Origin of the sequence: Patiriisocius hiemis, from assembly GCF_031846325.1 — a bacterium.
Taxonomy (GTDB): Bacteria; Bacteroidota; Bacteroidia; order Flavobacteriales; family Flavobacteriaceae; genus Patiriisocius_A; species Patiriisocius_A hiemis.
The window spans coordinates 441,984-466,072 of the sequence record NZ_JAVRHZ010000001.1 but is presented as its reverse complement, the minus strand read 5'-3'; the positions used below and the strand labels follow the sequence as shown (position 1 = coordinate 466,072).

Here is a 24,089-nt window from a genome sequence, read left to right as displayed (position 1 = left end):
TGAAGTTCTTTTTTGTTCTTAAACAAATGTAGCAATTAATAAAGAAAAATAGGCTATTTGTCACTTGATTTTAAGACTTGTGAAAGTTTTAGTTTTTCACCATTTTTAAAAGCAACAATGTAGCACTCTGGGTACCCTTTTTCCTGTGCAAAAGTTTTCATTAATTGAATTTTATTATAATCTGAAGTCTCCCCATAGTAGTATTTATAAAGCTTACCTTCTCTATTTCTAGATATCTCTTTTAAGCCTTTAAAATTGTAAGGCGCAGTATCAAGTTTCTTTTTAGCAGCAGCAAGTTGCACTTTAAAAGTAATTTCTTCATAAATATTCTCTTCAACTGTGTCAATAGCATCCTCTATTTCTTTTTCTTCAATTATTGGGTTTTGAAAGTCACTAGTAGCTAAAGCAATGTTTTTTCTGTATTCAATAATCCCTTTTGCAATTTCTCTAGCCATTTCTTTTCTTCCTTTTTTAGAGTTGATATATGGCCCTTCCTTGTCATTGGTAAGAAAGCCCATTTCAACTAAAACACTTGGCATATAACTATGATGCAATACCCAAAAAACATCTTGACGGACACTTCTATCTTTTCGCTTTAAATTATTTACCATATTGCTTTGGATTAATCCAGCTAGCATAATACTCTGGTCTAAGTACTCCTCTTGAAGTAATGTTAGCCCAATAAGTGACTCTGGTGAATTTGGGTTAAACCCAGCATATCTTTCTTCAAAATTATCTTCTAGAAAAATAACTTCATTCTCTTTTTTTGCTGTATTTAAATTTTGATTGGATTTATTTAATCCCATAACAAATGTACCAGCACCATAGGCAGATTCTTTTGTGAATGCATCACAATGTATAGAAACAAAAATATCTGCATCTGCCCTATTTGCAACTGGAGCCCTCTCATCTAGTTCTATAAAGACATCTTTTTTTCTAGTATACAATACTTTAAACCCTGGTTCTGCTTCTAGAATTTTTCCTATTTGTAGTGTTACATCCAATACAATATCTTTCTCAAGATATCCATTACCAGTATTTCCAGAATCCTTACCCCCATGTCCTGCATCAAGTACAACTACAAATTGTTTTTGGGCATACATTTTGTTGCCCATAAGAGTGGGCAATAGAAATGTAAATAAACCAAGTACGAAAATTGTTGTTAATTTCGTTTTCATATTGCTAATAACGTATTGAGATTTGGGTTATTTTATAAAAGGTAGCCCAAAAAATATGCTTAATTTTGAATTTTCAAAAATCAAGCCAAAAGAATACTTGCTTTTGTTTGTTTCTTGAAATTTAATTGTAAAATTACAAAATAATAGGTCGTACCATTGCAAAGACTTCAGCAATATGTCATCTTTTTATTAACTGTGTTCTTTATAGCAACACAGGCAGTTGGGCAAGATATACCACCCAAGAATGAAGTAAATATTCCTGCCGAAAAAGATACCGACACTATCACTATTACTAAGCAGTCTGGACTATTACCTAATAATACTATTCAGGATACTACGAAGACAGATACCATTAAACCTAAGAAAGAGTTTTTAACAGGTGTTGTTGAATATTATGGCGAAGACTATGTCTATATGGATAGAAATGAAGGCAAAATATATATGTATAATAAAGCCTTTATTATTTATGAAGACATGCGAATTGATGCTGGTCTCATAGTATTAGATTACAATAAAAATGAAGTGTTTGCCAAGGGTATAGATAGCGCAGGAATATATATCCAAAAACCTGTGTTTGTACAGGCTAGCAATGAGGCACGCCCAGATTCACTTCGATTTAATACAGATACAAAAAAGGCAATTGTTTATAACACTAGAACCGAGCAAAATGGTTTTAATGTAATAGCTCAACAAACTAAGCGAGAAAATGACTCAGTCTATTTTTTAAAGAATGTAAAGTTTACCACTTCAAAAAACATAGAAGACCCTGAGTACTACTTTTATACGCGTAAAGCCAAATTTGTTCCTAAAAAGAAGATTGTAACTGGGCTAACTAACATGTATATTGCAGATGTACCTACACCGGTTGGTTTACCATTTGCTTATTTTCCTTTAACCGAAGATAGACAGTCTGGATTTATTATACCTACAATTGGTGATAACAACAGAGGGTTCTTTTTCCAAAATGGAGGTTATTACTTCGCAATAAGTGATTACTTAGACTTAACCGTACTTGGAGACTATTACACTAACGGAAGTTATGGGTTACGAGGAGAGTCATCTTATGCATTACGCTACAAGTTTAGAGGAAATGTAAGTATCAGATATGAAAATCTAATTAATAGCGAACGTGGTTTTCCAGACTTTAGCCAATCATCTGTTTATAATATACGTTGGAGTCATACACAAGATGCAAAAGCAAATCCCTCCTCGCGTTTTTCTGCTTCTGTAAACTTAGGAAGTAGTAGATATTTTCAGCAATCAATAAATCAAACTAATAATGCAAGTGCTCTTGTTAACACATTAAGCTCTTCGGTGTCCTATGCAAAGACTTTTGAGACAGAGCCACAGGTAAATATTACAGTAGCTGCTACTCATTCCCAGAATACAAATACACAGGAGATTAACATGTCGCTTCCTAACTTTAATGGATCCGTTTCAAGAATTTTCCCTTTTGCACCAAAATCTGGGAGTAAAAAAGGAATTATTCAAAATATTAACCTACAGTATGATGTAACAGCAGAAAACAGAATTCGTACAACCGATTCGCTTTTTTTTAAACCTGAAATGTTTGACAATGCACAATTAGGTGCCAGACATACTATTCCTATTAGTACGAATTTTAAAATATTAGATTATTTAAGTGCTTCTGCAAGTACAACTTACCAAGAAACATGGGTAGGTAACACAATACGAAGAAGTTTTGATGAAACGCTAAATGATGGAGCTGGTGCAGTTAGACAAGATACAATTAGAGGTTTTGATAGTTATCGAACTTATAATTTTTCTACAAGTTTAGGAACAACATTATACGGAACATTTAATGTAGGAAATGAGAATAGTAAAATTCAGAAAATTAGGCATGTAGTACGTCCATCCATAAGTTACAACATTAACCCAGCTTTTGATCAGTTTTATGAAGAATATGAAGGACCGCAAACTGCCGAACAGGCTGCAAATAATATCCCTGGCGACCCTGTTTCTTATTCACGTTTTGAAAGCACTTTGTTTGGCGCACCAGGTAGAACCTTCTCTAGTAGTATAGGGATGTCATTAAGTAATACTTTTGAAGCTAAAGTGAGAAATAAAGACACAACAGCTACCGAACCTAAAAAGGTTGTTTTACTTAATAACTTAAATTTTTCTAGCGCCTATAATTTGGCTGGAGATTCCTTACAATGGAGCCCTGTTAGGTTTACTGGTAGTATCCCCATTGTAGAAAAACTAGACATAAACTTTAATGGTTCTTTAGACCCTTACGCCTTAGATAATAATAATCAAAGAATTGATAAATTTAATATTGATAACGGAGGTAGTCTTTTTAGGCTTACCAATGCCAATATGAGTTTAAACTACTCTTTTTCAAGTAAAGATTTTAAAAGAGAAGAATCTACAGATACAGAAACCTTTAGAAATGGAGGTAGAAAAGATGACCTCTTTGGTGATGCTACCGATATAAATAGTGGAAACATCTATAAAGATAATGAAGAGGATGCGGAAGAAAGTAAATCTGATTATGATTGGTATAATTTTAAAATACCATGGGATTTACGTCTAGCATATACAATTACATACGCAAATAATCAAAGACAAGATGAAATTTCATCCCAATCGTTAATGTTTAGTTCTAACCTTGAACTTGCTCCACGATGGACTGTGGGCGTCTCCTCTGGTTACGATTTTAAAAACAAAGGAGTGACATTAACACAGCTACGTTTTCAAAGAGATTTAGAGAGTTGGCAAATGAGTTTTAATTGGACTCCTATAGGAAGTATTAATACTGCGTGGTACTTTTTTATTGGTATAAAAGCTTCTGTACTTAGTGATATTAAATATGATAAAAGAAGGCTTCCAGATCAAAGACTATAAATAAATTTAACTATGAAAAAAATTATATCAACAAAAGGAGCTCCATCTCCTATAGGTCCATACAATCAAGCAGTATTAAAGGGTAATATGCTTTACAGTTCAGGACAGATTGCTATAAATCCTGAAACTGGTAAACTTGAAACAGGAAACATAGAGCATGAAACTACCTTAGTAATGGAAAGTATAAAGGCAATTTTAACTGAAGCAGGAATGACGTTTGAAAATGTACTTAAAGCATCCATTTTTGTAAGTGACATGGAAAATTTTGGAACAATCAATAAAATCTACGGAAGCTATTTTAATGAAGCAACTGCACCAGCAAGAGAAACGGTAGAAGTAGCCAATTTACCAAAATATGTAAATGTTGAAATTTCTGTAATTGCTAGTCTTTAAAGCAGTTAATTTTCGTCATCTTCTTTATTTCCATCCCCAATAAAGTTTACAGGAAATGAGTTATCATCTGGAGTTACAGGGAGTTCTTCAGACTCTAAGGTTAGTTTTTTATTAAAGAGTTTATTTACTAGTTCTCTAAATGTGTCAAAATCTACAGAATATGATAACCCTGCTCCTTGTTCAAAAATTTGGTCTTCCCCAATAAATTGTATATCTGCCTGACGGTTAAAAAAGTTAATACGCAAGCTACCATCTTCATTTACTAACCATTGTACTTCGATATCTCCAGCAACTGCAGTTTCATTAACACCACCAACAGGCACTCCAACCTTTCCATTAATTAAAATACGCTCATTTATTTGAGTTGAGAGCGTAATACCAAACCTATCTGCAGTTTGTTGTGTAGGAGTTCTATCTCCAGTTTCATAATTAAGACCTACTTTAAATTTACTATCCTGATCTGCAAAAATTTCATTTACAATGTTTGATACTCTATCAACAAGTAAATTGGCCCCAAATGCACCAGTTCCAGTAAAATCATCATTTACGAAAGAACCTGAGGATACAAGAAATAAAGCCTGTTTTTCCCGTTCTTCGGCATTTTGTAATTTATATTCTAATTCATTTCTTACTATAGAACTAGCTTTTGGAAACTCTATTCTAAAGTCTATTTCTGGTTGAATTAATTCTCCAGTTAAATCAACAAGAACTTCAACAGGAATTTTTCGGTTTACTGTGGGATTATCTAGTAAAATAGAGGGGTTAGCCGTTGTCGCATACTTTGCAGTTAAGTTTAATCGTGCTCGTTCAGGAATACCATCCCAATTAATGTTTCCACCGGGAACAACGTCTATAACTTTTTGTATGAGGCCTCCGTATCTAAAATCATAGGTTCCTTCTATTACTGTAAATTCACCCCACATATTAAATGCACCTAAAGTATTTATTCTGATTAGAAGTGTTCCTGCTCCTCTTCCCTTTAATTTAGAGTTGTTAACTGGATCAACTACCACTTCAACTTCTGCTTTATCATTAATATCAAGGTCAAAATTTAATGTCAGTCCTTTCTCCTCTTCCCTTATAATAGTTTCACCACTAATACGTGCTTTTTTCTCTTCAGGAGATAAAAATGTAATAAATGAATCATCCCCTATTGCTTGGGTATCACTTAAAGGTATTTTAAATGATGTGTTTTCTTCGGTAGTTGCTAACACATCAATATTTAACTCGTCTATTGGGCCTTCTATATCTGCAGTACCACTTATAAAGGCTGTTCCGTAGTATAAAGCATCATCATCTGGAGGGGTGTCTAAAACCAATAAATTATCAGTTTGTATATTTAAGTCTAACTCCCAATTTCCGAAGTTAGTGTGTGTTGCGTTACCTGAAAAAGTCCCTACGGTATTATATTTGGTATCTGTAATTGTTGTTTCAGAAATGTCAAAACTGCTTTTTCTAACAACTACTTGTGTATCATCTTCAATATCAAAATCAGTATTTAAGAATGGAATGTTTAAACCACTATTGTTTAACAGTAATCTTCCGTTAATGTCTGGGGATTTATAATTACCGCGAACACGCACGTTCCCAGATGCTAAACCTCTAATATCTGTTATAACTTCCCCGCCAAAAGGACTAAAGGCCTGCATATTAAAATCGTTAAGGTCTACATCTAGTTTTATTCTGGGGTTTTCAGTCTCTACATCAATCTCTCCTATTGCATTTATTGATTTTACATTGTTGTTGGTTAAAGATGTATTAATAGCGTACTTAGATAAATTTTGATTTCCTTGAACTGAAAGTACCAAATTACCAAACGCTATATCATTAATAACAACTCCATCTATAGTAACATTAGAATTTGGATAATAAGCGCCATCACGTTGTAAAAAATCTAGTTTACCATTTACATTACCTTCTAGGCGAAGACTATCTACCTCTGGGGTTATATTGCCAATATTTACATCCTGAAATCTAACTTTTAGGTCTTTATAGGTTGAGTCCCTTATAATTCCAGCAACTTTGATAAACTCATTATTATGATTCATTACTAGGGAGTCAATCTTAATGGTATTAAAATTATCATCAAATGAAACTTTATTAAGTTTATCATTCTTTTCATTAAGATACCATACTTTATCTTTAAAAGTTATATCAGACTTTTTAACTCCTACAACAGACTTTCCTTCTGGATTAATTGTGTGATATAGTGAAAGGTTAAAAATATCATCTTTGTCTTTACCTCCTTTAAATTCTGAACGCAAATACAATGTATCTTTTAATGTCTTATTAATTAGATTAACATCGGTTACATTATAAACACCTGTGTAAACCGAATCTACAGCTATATACGTGTTATATAATGGGTTATCGTTATCAACTTGAATATTTACTTTACCCAAATAGTTTTTTAATAATAAAATTTCTGGAGACTTAAAATCTAACTTAAATTTAGACTCATCTGAAGACACAGAACCCTTAATACGAGTGTTTTCACCAAGTTTTAATTGCGGAACAAAAAGATCAACAATTTTGTTATTTATTTCAAACTCATAATCAATGTATTGATTACTTGTCACTTCATTTGGAATATAATTTGAATAAATACTACCTACTCCATTTCTAAAGAGATTAGGAATATCCTCTAACAAAAACTTCCCAGAAATTTGACCTTCTACAATATCTGCAGAGTTTATTGATATGGTACGTTCATCTTCAGCAAACGAAGACGTAATTTTAAAGTCATCAAAAAAGAAATCATCCCGCTCGTTTTGATAAAAAGTTTCATTAAAAATAATAGTACCAACAGCATTATCTATAGTAGTACCATCCATATCCATAATTATATTCCCTGCAAATACTGAAATGCTATCACGTTTTATCAAATTTAGTTTATTTAGCTCTGCAAATTCAACATTAGCTTCAAAGTCATATTGGTTAAAATTCTTTGAAGCATCAATTAAACCCTTAAATTCCATTTTTAAATTTGGGTCGTCAATAGCTAAATCTCCATTAAATAATGGGTTTTTAAGATTACCCGAGACTGTAATGTTTTTATAGTTATAGTCTTCGAATGTAAATGAGCTTATAGCTCCAATAATTTGTGTGTTAACAGATTCTTGTGTGAAACCACGCCCATCTACATCTATATCTGCAGTAATTTTACCTACTGAAGTTGTACCTGCAATAGCGCCTAAATCAAATTTATTAAAAACTAGGTTTCCACTATAGGTGGCGTTTTCAAAATCATTGATATTACCTAAAGATATGTCAACATCTGCACTTCCGTTATTTGTTACTAGTGCACTTGTTGTTATTAACTTTGTTTCTGTAAGTGTAGTAGCGCCATTAAAACTAAAGTTTCCAAGAGCCTTAAGTTCTTGTGGTAAATCGCTTAGAACACGTGGCATAAGCCTATTTAAGTCGTAATAATTTGTTGCAATATTGTGGTTTCTCGAACTAATTTTAAATGGGTTTTCATTTAATAAGTTTTCAAAAGAATAAGTGCCCGCTAGTCTAGTTGCCCCAGTTCTAAGGTTTATATTTTTCGCATCAAATTTGTTTAATGTTCCATTAACAATACCATCAATAGCTATTTCTTGGTTATTTCCAAATTCGTCGTAAAAAGAGTTTAAATCGTTTGTAGATAAAATAGTGTTTTGTAAATCGGCATTGATGGTTACTTCATTTTCAAAATTTGCCAATCCGTTTTCTTCATCATAACTTAGTTCTATAGCTCCTTTTATTACAGAGAACTCTGTTTCTAAGGTTAAGTTATCAAGCTTTAGTTGTGTAAGTGAGTATGAGAAATCAGATTGCAAGTTTTTAATAACAAAACCCCTCTTAGCATTTAATGATAATGAGTTAATTTTTGCCTCAATTTCTGGCCCTGTAATTTTAAAATCATCTGCATCAAGATTAAGGTTTGATAATTGGAATATTTCGGGGGTTTCAAGGTTTTCGTCAGTAATCTTTATTTTGGTATCTACTAGTTCAACATCATTACTAAACAATGAGAAAATGTTTTCACTCTCTTTCCCAGTATTAAATTTTTCAGAAAAAACATATAAGTTATCATCGTCCTCGCCTTTGTATGTTTTCACGTACAACTTAGCCTTCTCTAACTCTATTTCACCAAAACCTAAATCTCCTTTAATTAAGTTTCTAAAGCTTAATATATTAGTTCGTAACTCATTGGCATAAATGAGTGTATCCTTGTGATGATCTGCAATATAAACTTCTCTTACATCTACTTGTCCTCTCCAGTTAAGACCTATTCGTTTAATATTAATATCGGTTCCGTAGGTTTCGTTTAGGTTACTAGTAACTTTTTTTGCAATGTAAGTTTGTACGCTTGGGATTGAAAAAATAATAATTAATAGCAGTAACAACAACAGGAATGTTGCTATAATTCTAACTATTATTTTTCTTAATTTTTTGATACGCTTTTAAAGTTATAATTTTACTACCAATAAATATGCCTATTTAGATTTTGAATACAAATAACTGCTATATACTTGGTATAGAATCGTCTTGTGACGATACTGCTGCTGCTGTAATTAACAACGGAGTTATACTCTCTAATGTTGTTGCTACACAAGCAATTCACGAAGCCTATGGTGGTGTTGTTCCAGAACTTGCATCACGCGCGCATCAACAAAATATAGTCCCTGTTGTTCACCAAGCACTTCAAGAAGCAAATATCGATAAAAATCAACTAAGTGCCATAGCCTTTACACAAGGTCCTGGATTGATGGGATCATTACTTGTAGGCACTTCATTTTCAAAGAGTTTAGCTTTAGGATTAGATGTACCTCTTATTAATGTAAACCATATGCAGGCGCATATTTTGGCACATTTTATTAAAACTGAAGGACAGCAGGCTCCTAATTTTCCCTTTATTGCCTTAACCATTAGTGGGGGGCATACTCAAATTGTAAAAGTGAGTGATTTTTTTGAAATGGAAATTATTGGAGAGACAATAGACGATGCCGTTGGAGAAGCATTTGATAAGTCGGCTAAAATTTTAGGCCTTCCCTATCCAGGTGGCCCCTTGATAGATAAATATGCTCAAAAAGGGAATCCAAAGCGTTTTAAATTTACCAAACCAAAAGTTAAGCCTCTTGACTTTAGTTTTAGCGGACTTAAAACTGCAGTATTATATTTTATTGAAAAAGAAACAAAAGAAAACCCAGGCTTTATTAAAGAAAACATAGAAGATATTTGTGCTAGTTTGCAATATACAATTGTGGATTATTTGATGGATAAACTTAAAAACGCTGTAAAACAAACAGGAATTAAAGAAATAGCCATTGGTGGAGGAGTTTCTGCAAATAGTGGAATTAGAAATGCTTTAAAAGCAGCTGAAAAAAAATACGGTTGGAAAACACATATACCAAAGTTTGAGTACTGCACAGACAATGCTGCCATGATAGCTATCGTAGGAGAACTAAAGTATAAAAAAGAAGCTTTTAGCGCCAACAATGTTGTTGCTAAAGCACGAATGAAATTTTAATATGACAACCTCCCAAATAATTGTAGAACGTTTAGCAATTGCTACAAAATATTGGGCTGATGAAATAACTCAGAAAAAAATGTTTGGCGGCACTTGCTTTTTGTACAAAGGAAAAATGTGTGTTGGAGAAACTAAGCAAAAGTTAATGGTTAGAATAGTCGCAGAAAAAATGGAAACTATACTCCAAAAACCAGAAGTTAAACCAATGGATTTTACTGGAAAACCTATGAAAGAGTTTATTTTTGTCACACATAATGGCTTTGATACTGAAGAAAAACTGCAGTATTGGGTCGAATTAGGAATAGAGCATGCCAAAAGTAAAACACAATAGTACTTTGAATTTATTTTACCAAGAACATATAAACGAAAGTATTTCTGAAATCATTTTTGATAAAGATGAAAGCAGGCACATAGCAAAAGTATTACGAACTAAAATTGGCAATACTCTACATATTACCAATGGGAAAGGTTTACTTTTTGAAGCTCAGTTAGAAAGTGAAAATCCTAAAAAATGTATCGCAAGAATTCAATCTGTTTCTAAAGAAGCTCCACTTCCCTATTATTTGCATCTTGCCGTAGCTCCAACTAAGCTAAATGATAGATACGAGTGGTTTCTAGAAAAAGCTACTGAAATTGGTGTTTCTGAAATTACTCCCATTATTTGTGATCATAGTGAGCGTAAAGTAATTAAACATGATAGATACCAAAAAATTGTAGTTGGCGCCATGAAGCAGTCGCTTAAAATGTACCTTCCAAAATTAAATCAAGCAACTAGCTATAAAGAGTTTATAAATCAAGAAAATAAGGAGATAAAGCTTATTGCACATTGTGAGGAAAGTAAAAAAGTATCCTTAAAATCTTTTTCTGAAAAATTAAAAAACACAACAATACTCATAGGTCCTGAAGGTGATTTTTCTACTACTGAAATTGAACTTGCTATAAAAAATGAGTATAAATCAATATCATTGGGAGATACTCGACTACGTACCGAAACAGCTGCTATTGTAGCCTGCCATAGTGTAGCCTTTGCGAACCATAATTAAACTTTTAATTGTGCAGCTCCAGTTATTTCTAAATCATCTTGCTGAATAAAGCCAATTATACGTAAAGAATCATCAGGTGAAACTATAGTAGGTATTTTTATAGTTGTTTTTCCATTATTCTCTGAAAGATCAAGAGCAACTTGCTCAACAACAATATTACTATTTTTTAGAGTCCTGCCTCCATTTTCACCTCTCTTAACTTGAGTAGTTTTTGAGTCTATAACTAATGCAAGTTTTAAATCTTTATTATTTAAATTTCCGGAGACTTTGTATTGTAAGGAAATTGTCCCTCCATTTTTATTCAGATTTAATAACTCAAGGTTATTTACAGCATTACTTTTAAGGTTCTTTTTGATGTTTCCGTACATCTTAGCCTCATTAGATCCTACAAAATCGAGTTTCCCATTTATAACTGCTTGTGGCGTATATACACTTCTACTTCTAAACTTAGAACCGTATTGACGCTGAAGATTTGTAAATTTTTCTTTACTGAAAGGATCGTTCCAGCCTAGTCTATTCCAATAATCTACATGATACGATAATACATAAACTCCATTTTCTTCATACTCAGACTTTACCTTATCTAATAGTCTATCTGCACTAGGACAACTACTACATCCTTGAGATGTAAACAATTGTATTACAGTAATTGATTTTGAATTGGGATTCTCTTCCAAAAGAGAACTATACGATAGAAATGATGAACATACAACTATAATAAATGCACTAAAAAGAAATCTATATTTCATTTTTTATTTTAACTAGTCGTAAAAAACTAGTTAGTACTTACAATTTTTTTAAAATACACAAAAGTCATTAAAATGTTTTTTATCGATAGATACTTAATTTAATCGATAATTTAACATTTATAATGTCAATTTAATCGATGAAAAGACTTATTTTAGCGACGAACTAACAAAGTCAATGTTATGGCAACAGCTATAAAAAAAGCTATCCCCTTAAGAAAAGTTGTTTCAAACAATACCTTAATAGATAGTGCAAATAGCCCATCCATAAAGGAAATTACTTCTAAACCTACAAAACTAGATGTTGTTTATCGTAGGAGTTCCAAAAACACACACCTTGAAGACTGGCAAGACTTTTTTAATCAGATTTGCGAAGGAATTATTGACGAAATAAGTTAATTACTTCACTCAAATATATATTTGTTTGTATTTTTGGTTTGTGCGACTACTTACAATAATTCTTATTTTATTCTTAACCAGCAATCCTGTATTTGGACAAGACATTGCTATATTAAAATATGGTGGCGGTGGTGATTGGTATAGTAACCCTACTGCACTACCAAACCTAATAAAATTTTGTAATACAGAAGTCGATACTAAAATTGATAGTTCGCCAGAAACTGTGTCACCATCTAGCCTTGATATTTTTGACTATCCTTTTTTACATATGACAGGTCACGGAAATGTGTTTTTAAATGAAGAAGATGTTTCTAATTTACGTGACTATATGCTAAGTGGTGGTTTTTTACATATTGATGACAACTATGGTATGGACCAGTACATAAGAAAAGAAATTGTAAAAATTTTCCCAGATATAGAGCTTAAAGAACTTCCAGGTAATCACCCTATTTTCAATTACAAATACCCTTTTCCAGATGGTTTACCTAAAATTCATAAACATGATAATGAAAGACCACAGGCTTTTGGGATTACATTTCAAGGAAGGTTAGTTTTACTATATACCTACGAAAGTGACTTAGGAGATGGTTGGGAAAACCCAGAAATACATAATGACCCAGAAGAGGTTCGCTTAAAAGCATTAAGAATGGGAGCAAATATCCTCACATACGCTTTTGAAAACTAATCTTATGAAGTTAAGTTATTATTGCAAATCTTGCTCGGTCAAAAACTACCTTACTACAAAAGCTACTAACAGGTTTGACTTACAACGTGAACTTGGATCTACTGAGATTTCTAAAAGATGTAGAAACTGTGGAATAATACAAAAAAGACATATAAATAGATTACATGCAGAGCCTAACATAATTTACTTCCTTATTTGTATTCCATTAATACTTATTTTATCTGTAGCAGTTTATTTTTTAGGCTTCATCGCTGCATTAACCTTCTCTATACCTATTGCTCTTGTATTTCAAGCTCAAAAAAAGGCAAGTGATTTTAATAAGACAATGATTCCAAGAAAGTAATGAATCGTCAATACTTACATTCAGAATATCCTTTTTCAGAAAAAAAGCATCCTATAACTCTTATTTGTGACAATGTAATAAGTCCTGCCAATGTAGGTAGCTTATTTAGAATATGTGATGCATTTGGAGCTGAAGAGTTGATTTTTTGCGGAACTGAGATTGATGTAAACTCCCCTAGATTAAAAAAAACCGCTAGAAGCACTATAGAAAATACTCCCTACAAGTGTGTTGAGAATACTTCTGGACTAATTACAAAATTTAAAGAAAATGGTTATCTTATTTGTGCTCTTGAGATTACTTCAGAAAGTAAACCCGTAAACGAGTTTAAAATTAATGAAGACCAAAAAGTAGTATTAATTATAGGTAATGAAAAACACGGTATTTCGGAGAATATGCTAAAGTCTAGTGATTATTGTTTGCATATTCCAATGTATGGAAAAAACAGTAGCATGAATGTGACTACAGCAACGGCAGTATGTTTGTACACAATAATTAGTACACATTTTGAATCCTAATTTATTACATAAAGAAGTTCAGGATTTTATTAAAAATCAGGAAGTAGATTTAAAAACGCTAGCTTTTAAAAAAAGTCCCTTTGTTGGTATTTCAACTAAAGAACTTGTTCAGCAAATTGCCTCAAGAAATAAGATCAGAAAAAAACTACCCACTTGGTATCATACCGAAAATATACTCTACCCCCCTACTTTAAATCTAGAGCAAACTTCTTCAGAAATTACTGCAAAGTATAAAGCATCAATTATTTCTGGAAACTCTTTAGCAGACATAACAGGTGGTTTTGGAGTAGATAGCTATTATTTTTCTAAGAAATTTAAAGATGTAACTCATTTTGAAGTTAATGAAAGCCTTAGTAGCCTCTCTAAGCATAATTTTGAACAACTCAATAAACAAATTAAAGTTATTGCAGGAAATGGTCTTCAACTAATAAATAATAAAAAATATGATGTTATATATATTGACCCCTCTAGAAGAAACCAACAAAAAAACAAGGTATTATTTCTTGAAGACTATGAACCTAATATTATAGAGCATTTAGAACATTTGTTCTCAATTACTCCAGTTGTTTTGGTAAAAACTTCTCCCATGATTGATATTAGCAAGGGAGTTTCAGACCTGATACATGTTAGTGAAATTCATATAGTTGCGGTACAAAATGAAGTTAAAGAGCTTTTGTGGTTACTTACTAAGGAAATATCAGGAGAGACAAAGTTAATTGCTACAAATCATACAAAGGAAGGAGCTACCTTCTTTAAAATAAATTATAATAAATCATATACTGCCACCTATAGTAATCCAAGCAAATATTTATATGAGCCAAATGCAAGTATATTAAAGAGTGGGGCTTTTAATGCAGTTTCAGAAAAATACTCCCTTAATAAACTAGCCAAACATTCACACCTTTACACAAGTGACAAGTTGGTACATTTTCCTGGTAGAAGCTTTGTTATAAAAGATTTAATAACATACACTAAAAAAGAAGTTAATAAAAAGGTTACAGGAATAAAAGCTAACATTACAACACGAAATTTTACTGAAACAGTTTCACAATTAAAAAAGAAATGGAAGGTTAAAGATGGAGGAGATACTTATTTGTTTTTCACAACATTACAAGATAGAAAAAAAGTAGTACTGATTTGTGAGAAAACTAAGTAAAAAACAAACACAAAAAATTAACCTAAAAAGTTGATATTTTTTTGCGAGATAGTAATTGTTAAGTTACATTTGCATCCGCATTTAAAAAGAACAGTTCCTTTTTATTGCTGGAGAGGTGCCGGAGTGGTAACGGAGCAGATTGCTAATCTGTCAGCGCGTAAGTGCTGCCCGGGTTCGAGTCCCGGTCTCTCCGCAAAAACCTCGGGGTGTAGCGTAGCCCGGTTATCGCGCCACGTTTGGGACGTGGAGGCCGCAGGTTCGAATCCTGCCACCCCGACTAAAACCGAGCTGAAAAAAAGTTCGGTTTTTTATTTTATTAGGGTCGCATAGCTCAGCTGGATAGAGCACCTGCCTTCTAAGCAGGCGGTCCCAGGTTCGAATCCTGGTGCGATCACGAAAAGCCTCACAAAAGTGGGGCTTTTTTGTTTTACTGCTTTTAATAAAATACTAAGTAACATAATCTCAGCATAAACTTCATAAAAGTCAAGTCTGTTTCAAAAATTAAAACCTTGACAAATAATAAATAGTATTCGTCTCTTACTTATTGTATCTTTATGTTTAAATTAAAAAAACTCTAAAATGAAATCTATTTTTTTATTTTTTTTAATAGCAGTTGTATTAACTTCATGTGAACAACCAAGACAATTAAGTTCTACTAACCCTGTAAACTGGGAGAAAAAAATGGTTAAAGGTGCTATAGCAGATTCACTAGAATCAGGAAGTACATTTTTGTCTATCTATTCCCAAATTTTTCTGCGTACTGAAAAAGATGAGGCAGATTTAACAGCCACAGTAAGCTTACACAATCCAAACATAGCAGATAGTGTATATATAAATAGTGCAATTTATTATAATACTGAAGGGAGAGCTATACGCACCTATATTGATAAAACAATATTTATTAAACCTATGGAAACTGTTCAGATTGTAATAGATGGTTTAGATAACGAAGGAGGAACTGGCGCCAACTTTATATTTGATTGGCAAATAAAACCCAACACTATCACTCCCCTATTTGAAGCAGTAATGATTTCTACCTATGGCCAACAAGGGATTTCATTTGTAACCGAAGGAAAGCGTCTAAAGTAAGCCGTTTAGAAAGTTATTATTCTTTATTCAGGATATTCCACACGTAGGTGATAAATATTATTTAATTTCTTTTTAAGAACTTTTTTTATTTGTTGAATCTCCTTAAAAGTTACATTGGCATTTAAAAACTGTCCTTGCTCCATTTGCCCATCAATAATTTTCTCAACAAAATCATTAATCTTTGTAGATGTAGGTTCTTTAAGACTTTTACTAGCAGCCTCTACACTATCTGCCATCATTAATATCGCTGTCTCTTTGGAGAATGGTATGGGCCCCGGGTACATAAAGTTTTCTTTAGCTACATCAGGATTTTGCTCACTTTCTTTTTTATAAAAATAATAGACTAAACTTGTACCGTGATGTGTACGTATAAAATCTATAATTCTATCTGGGAGCTTGTGTTTTCTGGCTATTTCAATGCCGTCAATTACATGGCCAATTATAATTGAAGCACTTTCAAGTGGTTCTAACTCATTATGAGAATTAATAGAGTTTACTTGATTCTCAGTAAACATAGTTGGGTTCTTCATTTTACCAATATCGTGGTATAAAGCCCCTACTCTAACAAGCATAGCGTTTGCCCCTATTTCGTTTGCTGCAGCTTCTGCTAAGTTTGCCACATTCAGCGAATGGTGAAAAGTACCTGGTGCTTTGTTAGAAAGCTCTTTCAATAATTTAGAATTAGTATCACTTAATTCTAAAAGTGATACATCAGATACTAATCCAAAAATCTTCTCATATAAATAGATTAGTGGATGCGCAAATAAGGTTACTAATCCACATATAATAAACAACCCTAGTGTCTCCCATTCAATAGTATCTATATTCCCCTCATGAATCACAGAAAAAGCAAAATACCCAACGATGTACACAAATGTTATTTGTCCAACAGATATAAATAAATTTGCTCTTTTGTATAATTCAGAAACGGTAAGGATTGTAACAATACCGGCTATAATTTGAAGGAATAAATACTCAAAACTATTAGGAACTATAAAGCCTAAAAGCAATAACGTTAATACATGTACAAAAAGACCTAAACGCGGGTCAAAAAAAGCTTTAAGTACAAGAGGCAAAATACATAGTGGAACTACATATACATAAGAAGCATTATACTTAATTATTAGTGTGGTTAAAAAAATCATCAACACAATGTTGAAGAATATAAAAGTAAGCTTCGTGTTGTTATTAAAAATTTCGAGTCTATATTTTTTTAAAAATAAAAAGAGCATTAAAAAAACAAGTGCGATTAATATAGAATAACCAACCAAAAGCCATAGTTGATTAGACTTACTCCAAATTTGAGATTCATATTCAGCACTTAATGAATTTAAAATTTTAAATGTATTCCCCTCAACAACTTCTCCTTTTGCAATAATCCTTGCTCCCTTTTCTATTATACCTTGGTTAGGATTAATTGCATTTATTTCTGAAGTAATAGCATCTTCTGTTAATCTTGAATTTAGTGTAACATTAGCTGTTATACTTCTTTCTAAAATTGAAGAAAGGTAACTCTTAGTATTAGGAAGTTCATATGCAATAAGCTCACTATTTATCGTAGCAGTAATGTCATCTTCGGTATAAATTTGTTTGTATAAAACTTCTTCAACTTCATTACCATTTTTAATGTAAATAAGTTTAGATTCTGAATATGGGTGCACTTCATTGGTTATACCCCTACCCATAACCTTTTTCAGTATAGTTTCTCCAATATTTTTAATTAAAGCTTTATCTGCATATAAAGAGTCTATAAACGAGGTTTCTAATGATTCAGAAAATCGACTTAAGCTTTCTGATACTGCACTAGTATCTTTATCAAAATAAGGAATGGCACTATCCCTAATTGATTTCTCCTCTTTCTCAAGAGTTTCTTTATCCTTTTTTATTGTAAAACTAAAAGGGGCATAGAGGTTTTCGTACTGCCAAGGCTTTCCTTTATCAAAATCATATTTAAATTGCCCACCTTTTGGTAAAAAATAGATAATAAGTAAAGTAGCAGATATAAATAATAAACCCTTGTATAAAAGTGATTGGTTTTTTGAAAATTTTGATAAAAAAGAATTCATTATTTTTTAATAAAAACAATCCACTTCTAGCAGATTTGTTCGACTTTTTTTGTTGAATAGTTTTAGTCTTAAAACTGACCTCTCTGAATTTGAAACTCTATTGTTAAGTAAAGGTAACAATATAGTGTGACTATTTATAAAACCAAATAAAATAAGTAAATTTGCAGTAAAATTAAGCTCAGCTTTTGGGTGAAGTAATTATTAAATAAATCATACTATATATGAGTAAAAAAGTTGTAATTGTATCAGCAGTAAGAACGCCAATAGGCAGCTTTATGGGGAGTCTTTCCTCTTTGAGTGCTTCAAAATTAGGAAGCATCGCTATTAAAGGAGCACTAGATAAAATTAATCTTGATCCAAGTTTAGTTCAAGAAGTGTTTATGGGTAACGTAGTACAAGCTGGAGTTGGACAAGCCCCAGCGAGACAAGCTGCTATTTACGCAGGTATACCTAATACGGTGCCATGTACAACAGTAAATAAAGTATGTGCTTCTGGTATGAAGGCAGTTATACAAGCAGCTCAAAGTATAGCGTTAGGTGATACAGAAATTGTTGTAGCTGGTGGAATGGAAAGTATGAGTAACATACCACACTATGTGCATATGAGAAATGGACATAAATTTGGACCTTCAACTCTAGTAGACGGAATGCAGAAAGATGGTTTAGTTGATGCTTATGATAAAAATGCAATGGGAGTATGTGCAGATGCGTGTGCAGTTGAATATAACTTCTCTAGAGAAGATCAAGACGCATTTGCAATTCAATCTTATAAACGTTCTGCAAAAGCATGGGAAAATGGAAAATTTAAAAATGAAGTTGTCCCTGTAGAGGTTCCTCAGAGAAGAGGAGAGCCTATTGTAGTATCTGAAGATGAGGAATTTAAAAACGTAAAAATGGAAAAAATTCCTGCTTTACGCCCTGCATTTACAAAAGAAGGAACTGTAACAGCCGCAAATGCTTCTACCATTAATGATGGTGCTGGAGCAATGATTTTAATGTCTGAAGACAAGGCGAATGAATTAGGAATCAACATTCTAGCAACAATTACAGGTTATGCGGATGCAGCTCATGAGCCGGAGTGGTTTACAACAGCTCCAGCAAAAGCACTTCCAAAAGCCCTAGCAAAAGCGGGTGTAAAACAAGAAGATGTAGATTATTTTGAATTAAATGAAGCTTTCTCAATAGTTGGTTTAGCAAACATGAAGATACTTGGGTTAAATGATGATAAAGTAAATGTAAATGGTGGTGCCGTTTCATTAGGCCATCCTTTAGGAGCAAGTGGTGTAAGAATCCTAATTACTCTCTTAAACGTATTACAACAAAATGACGGAAAAATTGGTGCTGCAGGTATATGTAATGGTGGGGGCGGTGCTTCAGCAATGGTAATTGAAAGATAGGAAATAACCCCTCTACATTTTCTATGAAATACGGAATCTGCAATCTTAGTATTGTTCCCATGAGATTTGAAGCAAGTGATAAAAGTGAACTTGTTTCTCAGGTATTGTATGGGGAGTTTTTTAAAATCGTAGAAAGTAGAAAAAAGTGGAGTAAAATTAGACTTTCTTATGATAAATATGAAGGTTGGATAGACAACAAACAATTTCTTGAAGTTTCTGAAGAGGACTACAAAAGCCTTGAAAAAGAAATTCCCTTACTATCACAAGACATGGTAGATTTTGTAGCTAATGAAAATGATCAGTTGCTTTCTATTTGCATTGGCAGTACTTTAAATACACTATCTCACTTATCTCACTCTTTTGAAGGAACGTCTTCACGAGAACAAAAAACAAAAGATAGTTTTATTGAAACAGCATTATTATTTTTGAACACGCCCTATCTATGGGGCGGTAGAACTCCTTTTGGGATTGATTGTAGTGGTTTTACACAAATGGTTTATAAGTTAAATGGTCATAGCTTATTACGCGACGCTAGTCAACAATCAAACCAAGGAGAACCATTAAGTTTTATTGAAGAAAGTGAGCCGGGAGATTTAGCATTTTTTGATAATGCTGAAGGTGATATTATTCACGTAGGAATTATTATGAAAGACAATTATATAATTCATGCTCATGGTAAAGTTAGAATAGATAGACTAGATCATACAGGTATTTTTAATTACGAAACAAAAAGCCATACCCATAAACTACGTGTTATAAAACGTATTGTATAAAAAAATCCAACTTAAGAAAGTTGGATTTTTTTTAATTATAATAAGGGTTAATTAACCTTCTTTTTCTTCAACTAGGGCTTTCATTTCTTTATACTTATTATCTTGACCAAGTTGGCTGTATAGATTCATAAGTGTTTTCATTATTTCAATATTTCCTGGAAGATATTGATATGCCTTTTCTAATGTAGGTAGTACTTCTGTATATAAGTCTTGCCTTTTCTGTTTTAATTCTTCATATCTAGCATCATCTGCTCGAGAAGTACCTAAGCCATTCATTTCTTCAACTATATCCTTTTCACTAGAAAGTTTTATAACTGCTAGATTAATCAAAGCTTCAGCATAATCTGGTTTAAGTTCAATGGCTTTTTGGTAGTATTCAATTGCTTTTTCATTTTGTCCAATATCTGCACTACTAACTCCTAAACCAAAATAAACCTCTGGATTATTAGGGTCACTTTTAACAATCTCGTTCATTAGTTTATTATATTTTTCTTTATCTCCTAATTGATATGCAAGATTTGCTTCAGCTTTCACTAAGGACATATCATTTGGGTTTTCTTTACGAGCTTTTGATAATAGCTTAGTTGCTTCTTCTTGATTTCCTTGCTCAAAATAGATTAGTGTCATATTCCTTAATATTTCACCTCTTTTTGATTCTGCAATTTTAGTTTCTGGTTTTATAAACTCTCCAGACTTAACCATTAAATCACGCTCATTTTTTGAAGGAAATGGTGTTACTTCACCTGTAGATTTATCTGTAGCTACAAATTGCTTTGCTATTCCAGTATAACCTAGGTCTAGCAATTTATTGTAATATTCAAGGGCTGTATCGTAATCATTTCCATTTACGGCACTAGAAGCTGCAAAATATAAATCTGAAGTATCCTTTTTACTTATAGTATAACTAGTGTAAAGTTTTTTGGATGAGTTTATATGATCGTTTGCATTTTGGTCATCAATAGCGCTGTTAATAAGATTTACTCTTAGTTTTTGGATAGACTCACTTATATCTCTTTCTATTGTTGGGTCAATTTCAATTGCCATTAAAAAAGCATCTGCAGCCTTTTTCATTTTATCAAAATTACTTGTTCCAGCACTAGCAGAGTATGCTTCTCCTTTTGCTACGTAAAAATCTGTCTTTAAGTCATTGTCGGCAGATCCAAGTAATCCTTCTGCAGTATCAAGTAGGGAAATTGCTTCAGTATAATCTCCAGATTTAACAGCCTTTTGTGCTTTTTTAATTTCTTTTTTTTGTCCAAACGAAATAGTAGTTATTAATGAAATACCTACTACTAATATTTGTTTTTTCATCATTAAGTGTTTTAATTATTCTTTGTTTTCGGTTTGTTTTTCATTATTATCAAGAGGTGTGCCATTTTCAGAATCTGTAATTGGATTACCGTCTTCATCAACATCGTCATCTTCATTCATTACTTTTGCGACAGCTGCAATTGAATCGTCATCTTTTACCTTAATTAAACGTACACCTTGTGTGGCTCTACCCATTACTCGTAAATCTTCTACTGCCATTCTAATAGCAATTCCAGATTTATTAATAATCATAAGACCATCATTATCTGTTACATTCTTTATGGCTACTAAATTACCAGTTTTTTCGGTAACATTAATAGTTTTTACTCCTTTTCCTCCCCTGTTAGTAACTCTATAGTCCTCAATGCTAGAACGTTTACCATAGCCGCCTTCAGAAACTACAAGGATATCAGACTCACTATCATTAATAGCAACCATACCTATTACTTCATCTTTATCATGACCTAAAGTAATTCCTCGTACTCCAGAAGCATTACGTCCCATAGGTCTGGTTTTCTCTTCCTCAAAGCGAATTGCTTTACCAGATTTAACCGCCAGCATTACTTGGCTATCTCCAGTAGTAAGCTTAGCTTCAAGTAGCTCATCTCCTTCTTTAATAGTTATAGCATTAATACCATTGGTTCTTGGTCTTGAATATTGCTCTAATGGAGTTTTCTTTACCTGTCCCTTTTTGGTAGCCATAATCACATAGTGGTTATTTATGTAATCTTCATCTTTAAGATCCTGTGTACAGATAAATGCTTTTACTTTATCGTCTGGTTCAATGTTTATTAAATTTTGAATTGCTCTTCCTTTTGAAGTTCTACTTCCTTCAGGAATTTCAAAAACTCGCATCCAAAAACATTTTCCTTTTTGAGTAAAGAATAACATATATTGATGATTGGTACCAACAAAAAGGTACTCTAAGAAATCTTCATTTCTAGTAGCAGATGCTTTTTGCCCAACCCCTCCTCTATTTTGTTTCTTATATTCGGTTAACGAAGTTCTTTTTATATAACCTGCATGAGAAATTGTAATTACTACTTTTTCGTCAGGAATTAAATCTGTTATACTAACATCTCCTCCTGCATACTCAATAATAGAACGACGCTCATCTCCATATTTACTTTGTATTTCTAGCAACTCTTCTTTTATAATTGCCATACGTCTTTCCTTTTTTGCAAGAATATCTTTGTAGTCTTCAATAGTTTTCATCAACTCTTCATACTCACTACGTAATTTATCTTGCTCAAGACCTGTAAGTTGGCGTAAACGCATTTCTACAATAGCCTTAGCCTGTATTTCAGAAAGCTCAAAGGTTTTCATTAATACTTCTCTTGCTTCATCAGCATTAGCAGAAGCACGAATTAATCTAATTACTTCATCTATATTATCTGAGGCAATGATTAAACCTTCTAGTATATGTGCTCGTTCTTCGGCTTTTCGTAATAAATACTCGGTACGCCTTACAACTACTTCATGACGGTGTTCAACAAAATAATGAATCAATTGTTTAAGATTCAGCATTTGCGGGCGACCTTTAACAAGTGCAATATTGTTTACACTAAAGCTAGATTGTAATGCCGTATACTTAAATAAGGTGTTTAGAACAATATTAGGGATTGCATCACGCTTTAAGATATAAACAATTCGCATTCCCTTTCTATCAGACTCATCACGAATGTTTGATATCCCTTCAATTTTTTTGTCGTTAACTAAATCGGCAGTCTTTTTAATCATATCTGCCTTATTAACTTGATATGGGATTTCAGTTACGATAATACATTCACGTCCTTGTACTTCTTCAAACCTAGCTTTTGCACGCATTACAACACGTCCTCGACCTGTGTGGAAGGCATCTTTTACACCATCATATCCATAAATAACACCTCCTGTTGGAAAATCTGGCGCTTTAATGTGTTGCATTAAACCATCAATATCAATGTCGTTATCTTCGATGTAAGCAACTGTTCCATTAATTACTTCTGTAAGGTTATGAGGAGGCATATTGGTTGCCATACCAACAGCAATACCAGACGCTCCATTAATTAAAAGACCTGGTACACGGGTTGGTAATACAGTAGGTTCTTTTAAGGTGTCATCAAAGTTAAGTTGATGATCTACAGTATCTTTATCAATATCTGCTAACATTTCTTCAGAAATCTTTTGCATACGTGCTTCTGTATAACGCATTGCAGCAGGGCTATCACCATCAATAGAACCAAAATTACCTTGCCCATCAACTAATAAATATCGTAAACTCCACTCTTGTGCCATACGTACCATAGCGTCATATACAGAGGTGTCTCCGTGTGGGTGATACTTACCTAATACTTCTCCAACAATTCTTGCCGATTTTTTGTGCGAGCCAGTAGCTCGTATTCCTAACTCATGCATTCCATATAAAACCCTTCTATGTACAGGTTTCATACCATCTCTTACATCTGGTAATGCACGTGACACGATGACGGACATTGAATAATCGATGTACGCAGATTTCATTTCATCTTCAATATTGATAGGAATCAATTTTTCACCTTCAGCCATAAAATATATCTTTAGTTTGTTTTTTTATCTAATGAAGCAAGATACACTAATTTGGGGGTTTAAGA

General features: G+C 32.7%; 19 protein-coding genes and 3 tRNA genes. 16 read left to right on the top strand and 6 right to left on the bottom strand.

The annotated features are described in order from the left end of the window. Positions 1–53: 53 nt before the first annotated feature. Entirely contained in the window at positions 54–1,178 is a 1,125-nt protein-coding gene (locus tag RM538_RS02180) for an N-acetylmuramoyl-L-alanine amidase family protein (RefSeq protein WP_311331748.1), read from the bottom strand. A 195-nt stretch (positions 1,179–1,373) separates the two neighbouring features. On the opposite strand from RM538_RS02180, the gene RM538_RS02175 reads away from it, so the two are divergent. After that, on the top strand, positions 1,374–4,046 hold the full coding sequence (locus RM538_RS02175; RefSeq protein WP_311331747.1) for a putative LPS assembly protein LptD: 2,673 nt from the start codon (positions 1,374–1,376) through the stop codon (positions 4,044–4,046). A 12-nt stretch (positions 4,047–4,058) separates the two neighbouring features. Further along, the gene (locus RM538_RS02170; protein ID WP_311331746.1) at positions 4,059–4,439 is read left to right on the top strand and encodes a Rid family detoxifying hydrolase; all 381 of its coding nucleotides are present in this window, start codon (positions 4,059–4,061) and stop codon (positions 4,437–4,439) included. A 5-nt stretch (positions 4,440–4,444) separates the two neighbouring features. Here the strand turns inward: RM538_RS02170 and RM538_RS02165 are convergent, their stop codons facing one another. Beyond that, on the bottom strand, positions 4,445–8,830 hold the full coding sequence (locus RM538_RS02165) for a translocation/assembly module TamB domain-containing protein (protein WP_311331745.1): 4,386 nt from the start codon (positions 8,828–8,830) through the stop codon (positions 4,445–4,447). Between the two features lie 101 nt (positions 8,831–8,931). Between RM538_RS02165 and tsaD the strand changes: the two genes are divergently transcribed. Genes tsaD through RM538_RS02150 form a run of 3 tightly spaced genes read left to right on the top strand, consistent with a single transcriptional unit; the run spans position 8,932 to position 10,997 of the window. Further along, the gene (gene tsaD / locus RM538_RS02160; RefSeq protein ID WP_311331744.1) at positions 8,932–9,954 is read left to right on the top strand and encodes a tRNA (adenosine(37)-N6)-threonylcarbamoyltransferase complex transferase subunit TsaD; all 1,023 of its coding nucleotides are present in this window, start codon (positions 8,932–8,934) and stop codon (positions 9,952–9,954) included. Position 9,955: 1 nt separating this feature from the next. Then, positions 9,956–10,285, top strand: a complete 330-nt coding sequence (locus RM538_RS02155; protein ID WP_311331743.1) for a TfoX/Sxy family protein — start codon at positions 9,956–9,958, stop codon at positions 10,283–10,285. Positions 10,286–10,289: 4 nt separating this feature from the next. Further along, entirely contained in the window at positions 10,290–10,997 is a 708-nt protein-coding gene (locus RM538_RS02150; protein ID WP_311331742.1) for a 16S rRNA (uracil(1498)-N(3))-methyltransferase, read from the top strand. Here the strand turns inward: RM538_RS02150 and RM538_RS02145 are convergent. Continuing rightward, entirely contained in the window at positions 10,994–11,746 is a 753-nt protein-coding gene (locus RM538_RS02145) for a DUF1223 domain-containing protein (RefSeq protein ID WP_311331741.1), read from the bottom strand. The two genes, RM538_RS02150 and RM538_RS02145, sit on opposite strands and share 4 nt — an antisense overlap. A gap of 180 nt (positions 11,747–11,926) precedes the next feature. Between RM538_RS02145 and RM538_RS02140 the strand changes: the two genes are divergently transcribed. From RM538_RS02140 to RM538_RS02100, 9 genes are all read left to right on the top strand, one after another. Continuing rightward, positions 11,927–12,142 carry a hypothetical protein gene (locus RM538_RS02140; protein WP_311331740.1) on the top strand — a complete coding sequence of 72 codons (216 nt, stop codon included), beginning with the start codon at positions 11,927–11,929 and terminating at the stop codon, positions 12,140–12,142. A gap of 40 nt (positions 12,143–12,182) precedes the next feature. After that, positions 12,183–12,827 carry a DUF4159 domain-containing protein gene (locus RM538_RS02135; RefSeq protein ID WP_311331739.1) on the top strand — a complete coding sequence of 215 codons (645 nt, stop codon included), beginning with the start codon at positions 12,183–12,185 and terminating at the stop codon, positions 12,825–12,827. Positions 12,828–12,831: 4 nt separating this feature from the next. Beyond that, positions 12,832–13,170: a hypothetical protein gene (locus RM538_RS02130; RefSeq protein WP_311331738.1), complete on the top strand. Its 339-nt coding sequence runs from the start codon at positions 12,832–12,834 to the stop codon at positions 13,168–13,170. Continuing rightward, positions 13,170–13,685 carry a TrmH family RNA methyltransferase gene (locus RM538_RS02125; RefSeq protein WP_311331737.1) on the top strand — a complete coding sequence of 172 codons (516 nt, stop codon included), beginning with the start codon at positions 13,170–13,172 and terminating at the stop codon, positions 13,683–13,685. Before RM538_RS02130 ends, RM538_RS02125 begins: the two co-directional genes overlap by 1 nt. Beyond that, on the top strand, positions 13,675–14,841 hold the full coding sequence (locus RM538_RS02120) for a class I SAM-dependent methyltransferase (protein WP_311331736.1): 1,167 nt from the start codon (positions 13,675–13,677) through the stop codon (positions 14,839–14,841). Before RM538_RS02125 ends, RM538_RS02120 begins: the two co-directional genes overlap by 11 nt. Before the next feature lie 109 nt (positions 14,842–14,950). Beyond that, positions 14,951–15,034, top strand: a tRNA-Ser gene (locus RM538_RS02115). 9 nt (positions 15,035–15,043) lie between these two features. Continuing rightward, a tRNA-Pro gene (locus RM538_RS02110) sits at positions 15,044–15,118 on the top strand. Positions 15,119–15,161: 43 nt separating this feature from the next. After that, a tRNA-Arg gene (locus RM538_RS02105) sits at positions 15,162–15,235 on the top strand. A gap of 185 nt (positions 15,236–15,420) precedes the next feature. Further along, on the top strand, positions 15,421–15,930 hold the full coding sequence (locus RM538_RS02100) for a DUF3124 domain-containing protein (RefSeq protein ID WP_311331735.1): 510 nt from the start codon (positions 15,421–15,423) through the stop codon (positions 15,928–15,930). A gap of 23 nt (positions 15,931–15,953) precedes the next feature. On the opposite strand, the gene RM538_RS02095 is transcribed toward RM538_RS02100, so the two are convergent. Further along, positions 15,954–17,996: an HD family phosphohydrolase gene (locus RM538_RS02095; protein ID WP_311331734.1), complete on the bottom strand. Its 2,043-nt coding sequence runs from the start codon at positions 17,994–17,996 to the stop codon at positions 15,954–15,956. A gap of 221 nt (positions 17,997–18,217) precedes the next feature. On the opposite strand from RM538_RS02095, the gene RM538_RS02090 reads away from it, so the two are divergent. Both RM538_RS02090 and RM538_RS02085 read left to right on the top strand, forming a co-directional pair. Further along, complete coding sequence (locus RM538_RS02090) at positions 18,218–19,393, top strand: acetyl-CoA C-acyltransferase (protein WP_311331733.1); 1,176 nt, start codon at positions 18,218–18,220, stop codon at positions 19,391–19,393. 23 nt (positions 19,394–19,416) lie between these two features. Continuing rightward, entirely contained in the window at positions 19,417–20,166 is a 750-nt protein-coding gene (locus RM538_RS02085; RefSeq protein ID WP_311331732.1) for a C40 family peptidase, read from the top strand. A gap of 51 nt (positions 20,167–20,217) precedes the next feature. Here the strand turns inward: RM538_RS02085 and RM538_RS02080 are convergent, their stop codons facing one another. Both RM538_RS02080 and gyrA read right to left on the bottom strand, forming a co-directional pair. Beyond that, on the bottom strand, positions 20,218–21,477 hold the full coding sequence (locus tag RM538_RS02080; RefSeq protein WP_311331731.1) for a tetratricopeptide repeat protein: 1,260 nt from the start codon (positions 21,475–21,477) through the stop codon (positions 20,218–20,220). Between the two features lie 15 nt (positions 21,478–21,492). Next, positions 21,493–24,024 (bottom strand): DNA gyrase subunit A, encoded by a 2,532-nt coding sequence (gyrA, locus tag RM538_RS02075; protein WP_311331730.1) that lies wholly within the window; start codon positions 24,022–24,024, stop codon positions 21,493–21,495. Positions 24,025–24,089 lie beyond the last annotated feature (65 nt).

Bases quoted from the DNA above. Each gene is read 5' to 3' on its own strand.
- RM538_RS02180 (WP_311331748.1), bottom strand. From the start codon at position 1,178: ATGAAAACGAAATTAACAACAATTTTCGTACTTGGTTTATTTACATTT.
- RM538_RS02170 (WP_311331746.1), top strand. From the start codon at position 4,059: ATGAAAAAAATTATATCAACAAAAGGAGCTCCATCTCCTATAGGTCCA.
- RM538_RS02155 (WP_311331743.1), top strand. From the start codon at position 9,956: ATGACAACCTCCCAAATAATTGTAGAACGTTTAGCAATTGCTACAAAA.
- RM538_RS02145 (WP_311331741.1), bottom strand. From the start codon at position 11,746: ATGAAATATAGATTTCTTTTTAGTGCATTTATTATAGTTGTATGTTCA.
- RM538_RS02140 (WP_311331740.1), top strand. From the start codon at position 11,927: ATGGCAACAGCTATAAAAAAAGCTATCCCCTTAAGAAAAGTTGTTTCA.
- RM538_RS02130 (WP_311331738.1), top strand. From the start codon at position 12,832: ATGAAGTTAAGTTATTATTGCAAATCTTGCTCGGTCAAAAACTACCTT.
- RM538_RS02125 (WP_311331737.1), top strand. From the start codon at position 13,170: ATGAATCGTCAATACTTACATTCAGAATATCCTTTTTCAGAAAAAAAG.
- RM538_RS02100 (WP_311331735.1), top strand. From the start codon at position 15,421: ATGAAATCTATTTTTTTATTTTTTTTAATAGCAGTTGTATTAACTTCA.
- RM538_RS02095 (WP_311331734.1), bottom strand. From the start codon at position 17,996: ATGAATTCTTTTTTATCAAAATTTTCAAAAAACCAATCACTTTTATAC.
- RM538_RS02090 (WP_311331733.1), top strand. From the start codon at position 18,218: ATGAGTAAAAAAGTTGTAATTGTATCAGCAGTAAGAACGCCAATAGGC.
- RM538_RS02085 (WP_311331732.1), top strand. From the start codon at position 19,417: ATGAAATACGGAATCTGCAATCTTAGTATTGTTCCCATGAGATTTGAA.
- RM538_RS02080 (WP_311331731.1), bottom strand. From the start codon at position 21,477: ATGAAAAAACAAATATTAGTAGTAGGTATTTCATTAATAACTACTATT.
- gyrA (WP_311331730.1), bottom strand. From the start codon at position 24,024: ATGGCTGAAGGTGAAAAATTGATTCCTATCAATATTGAAGATGAAATG.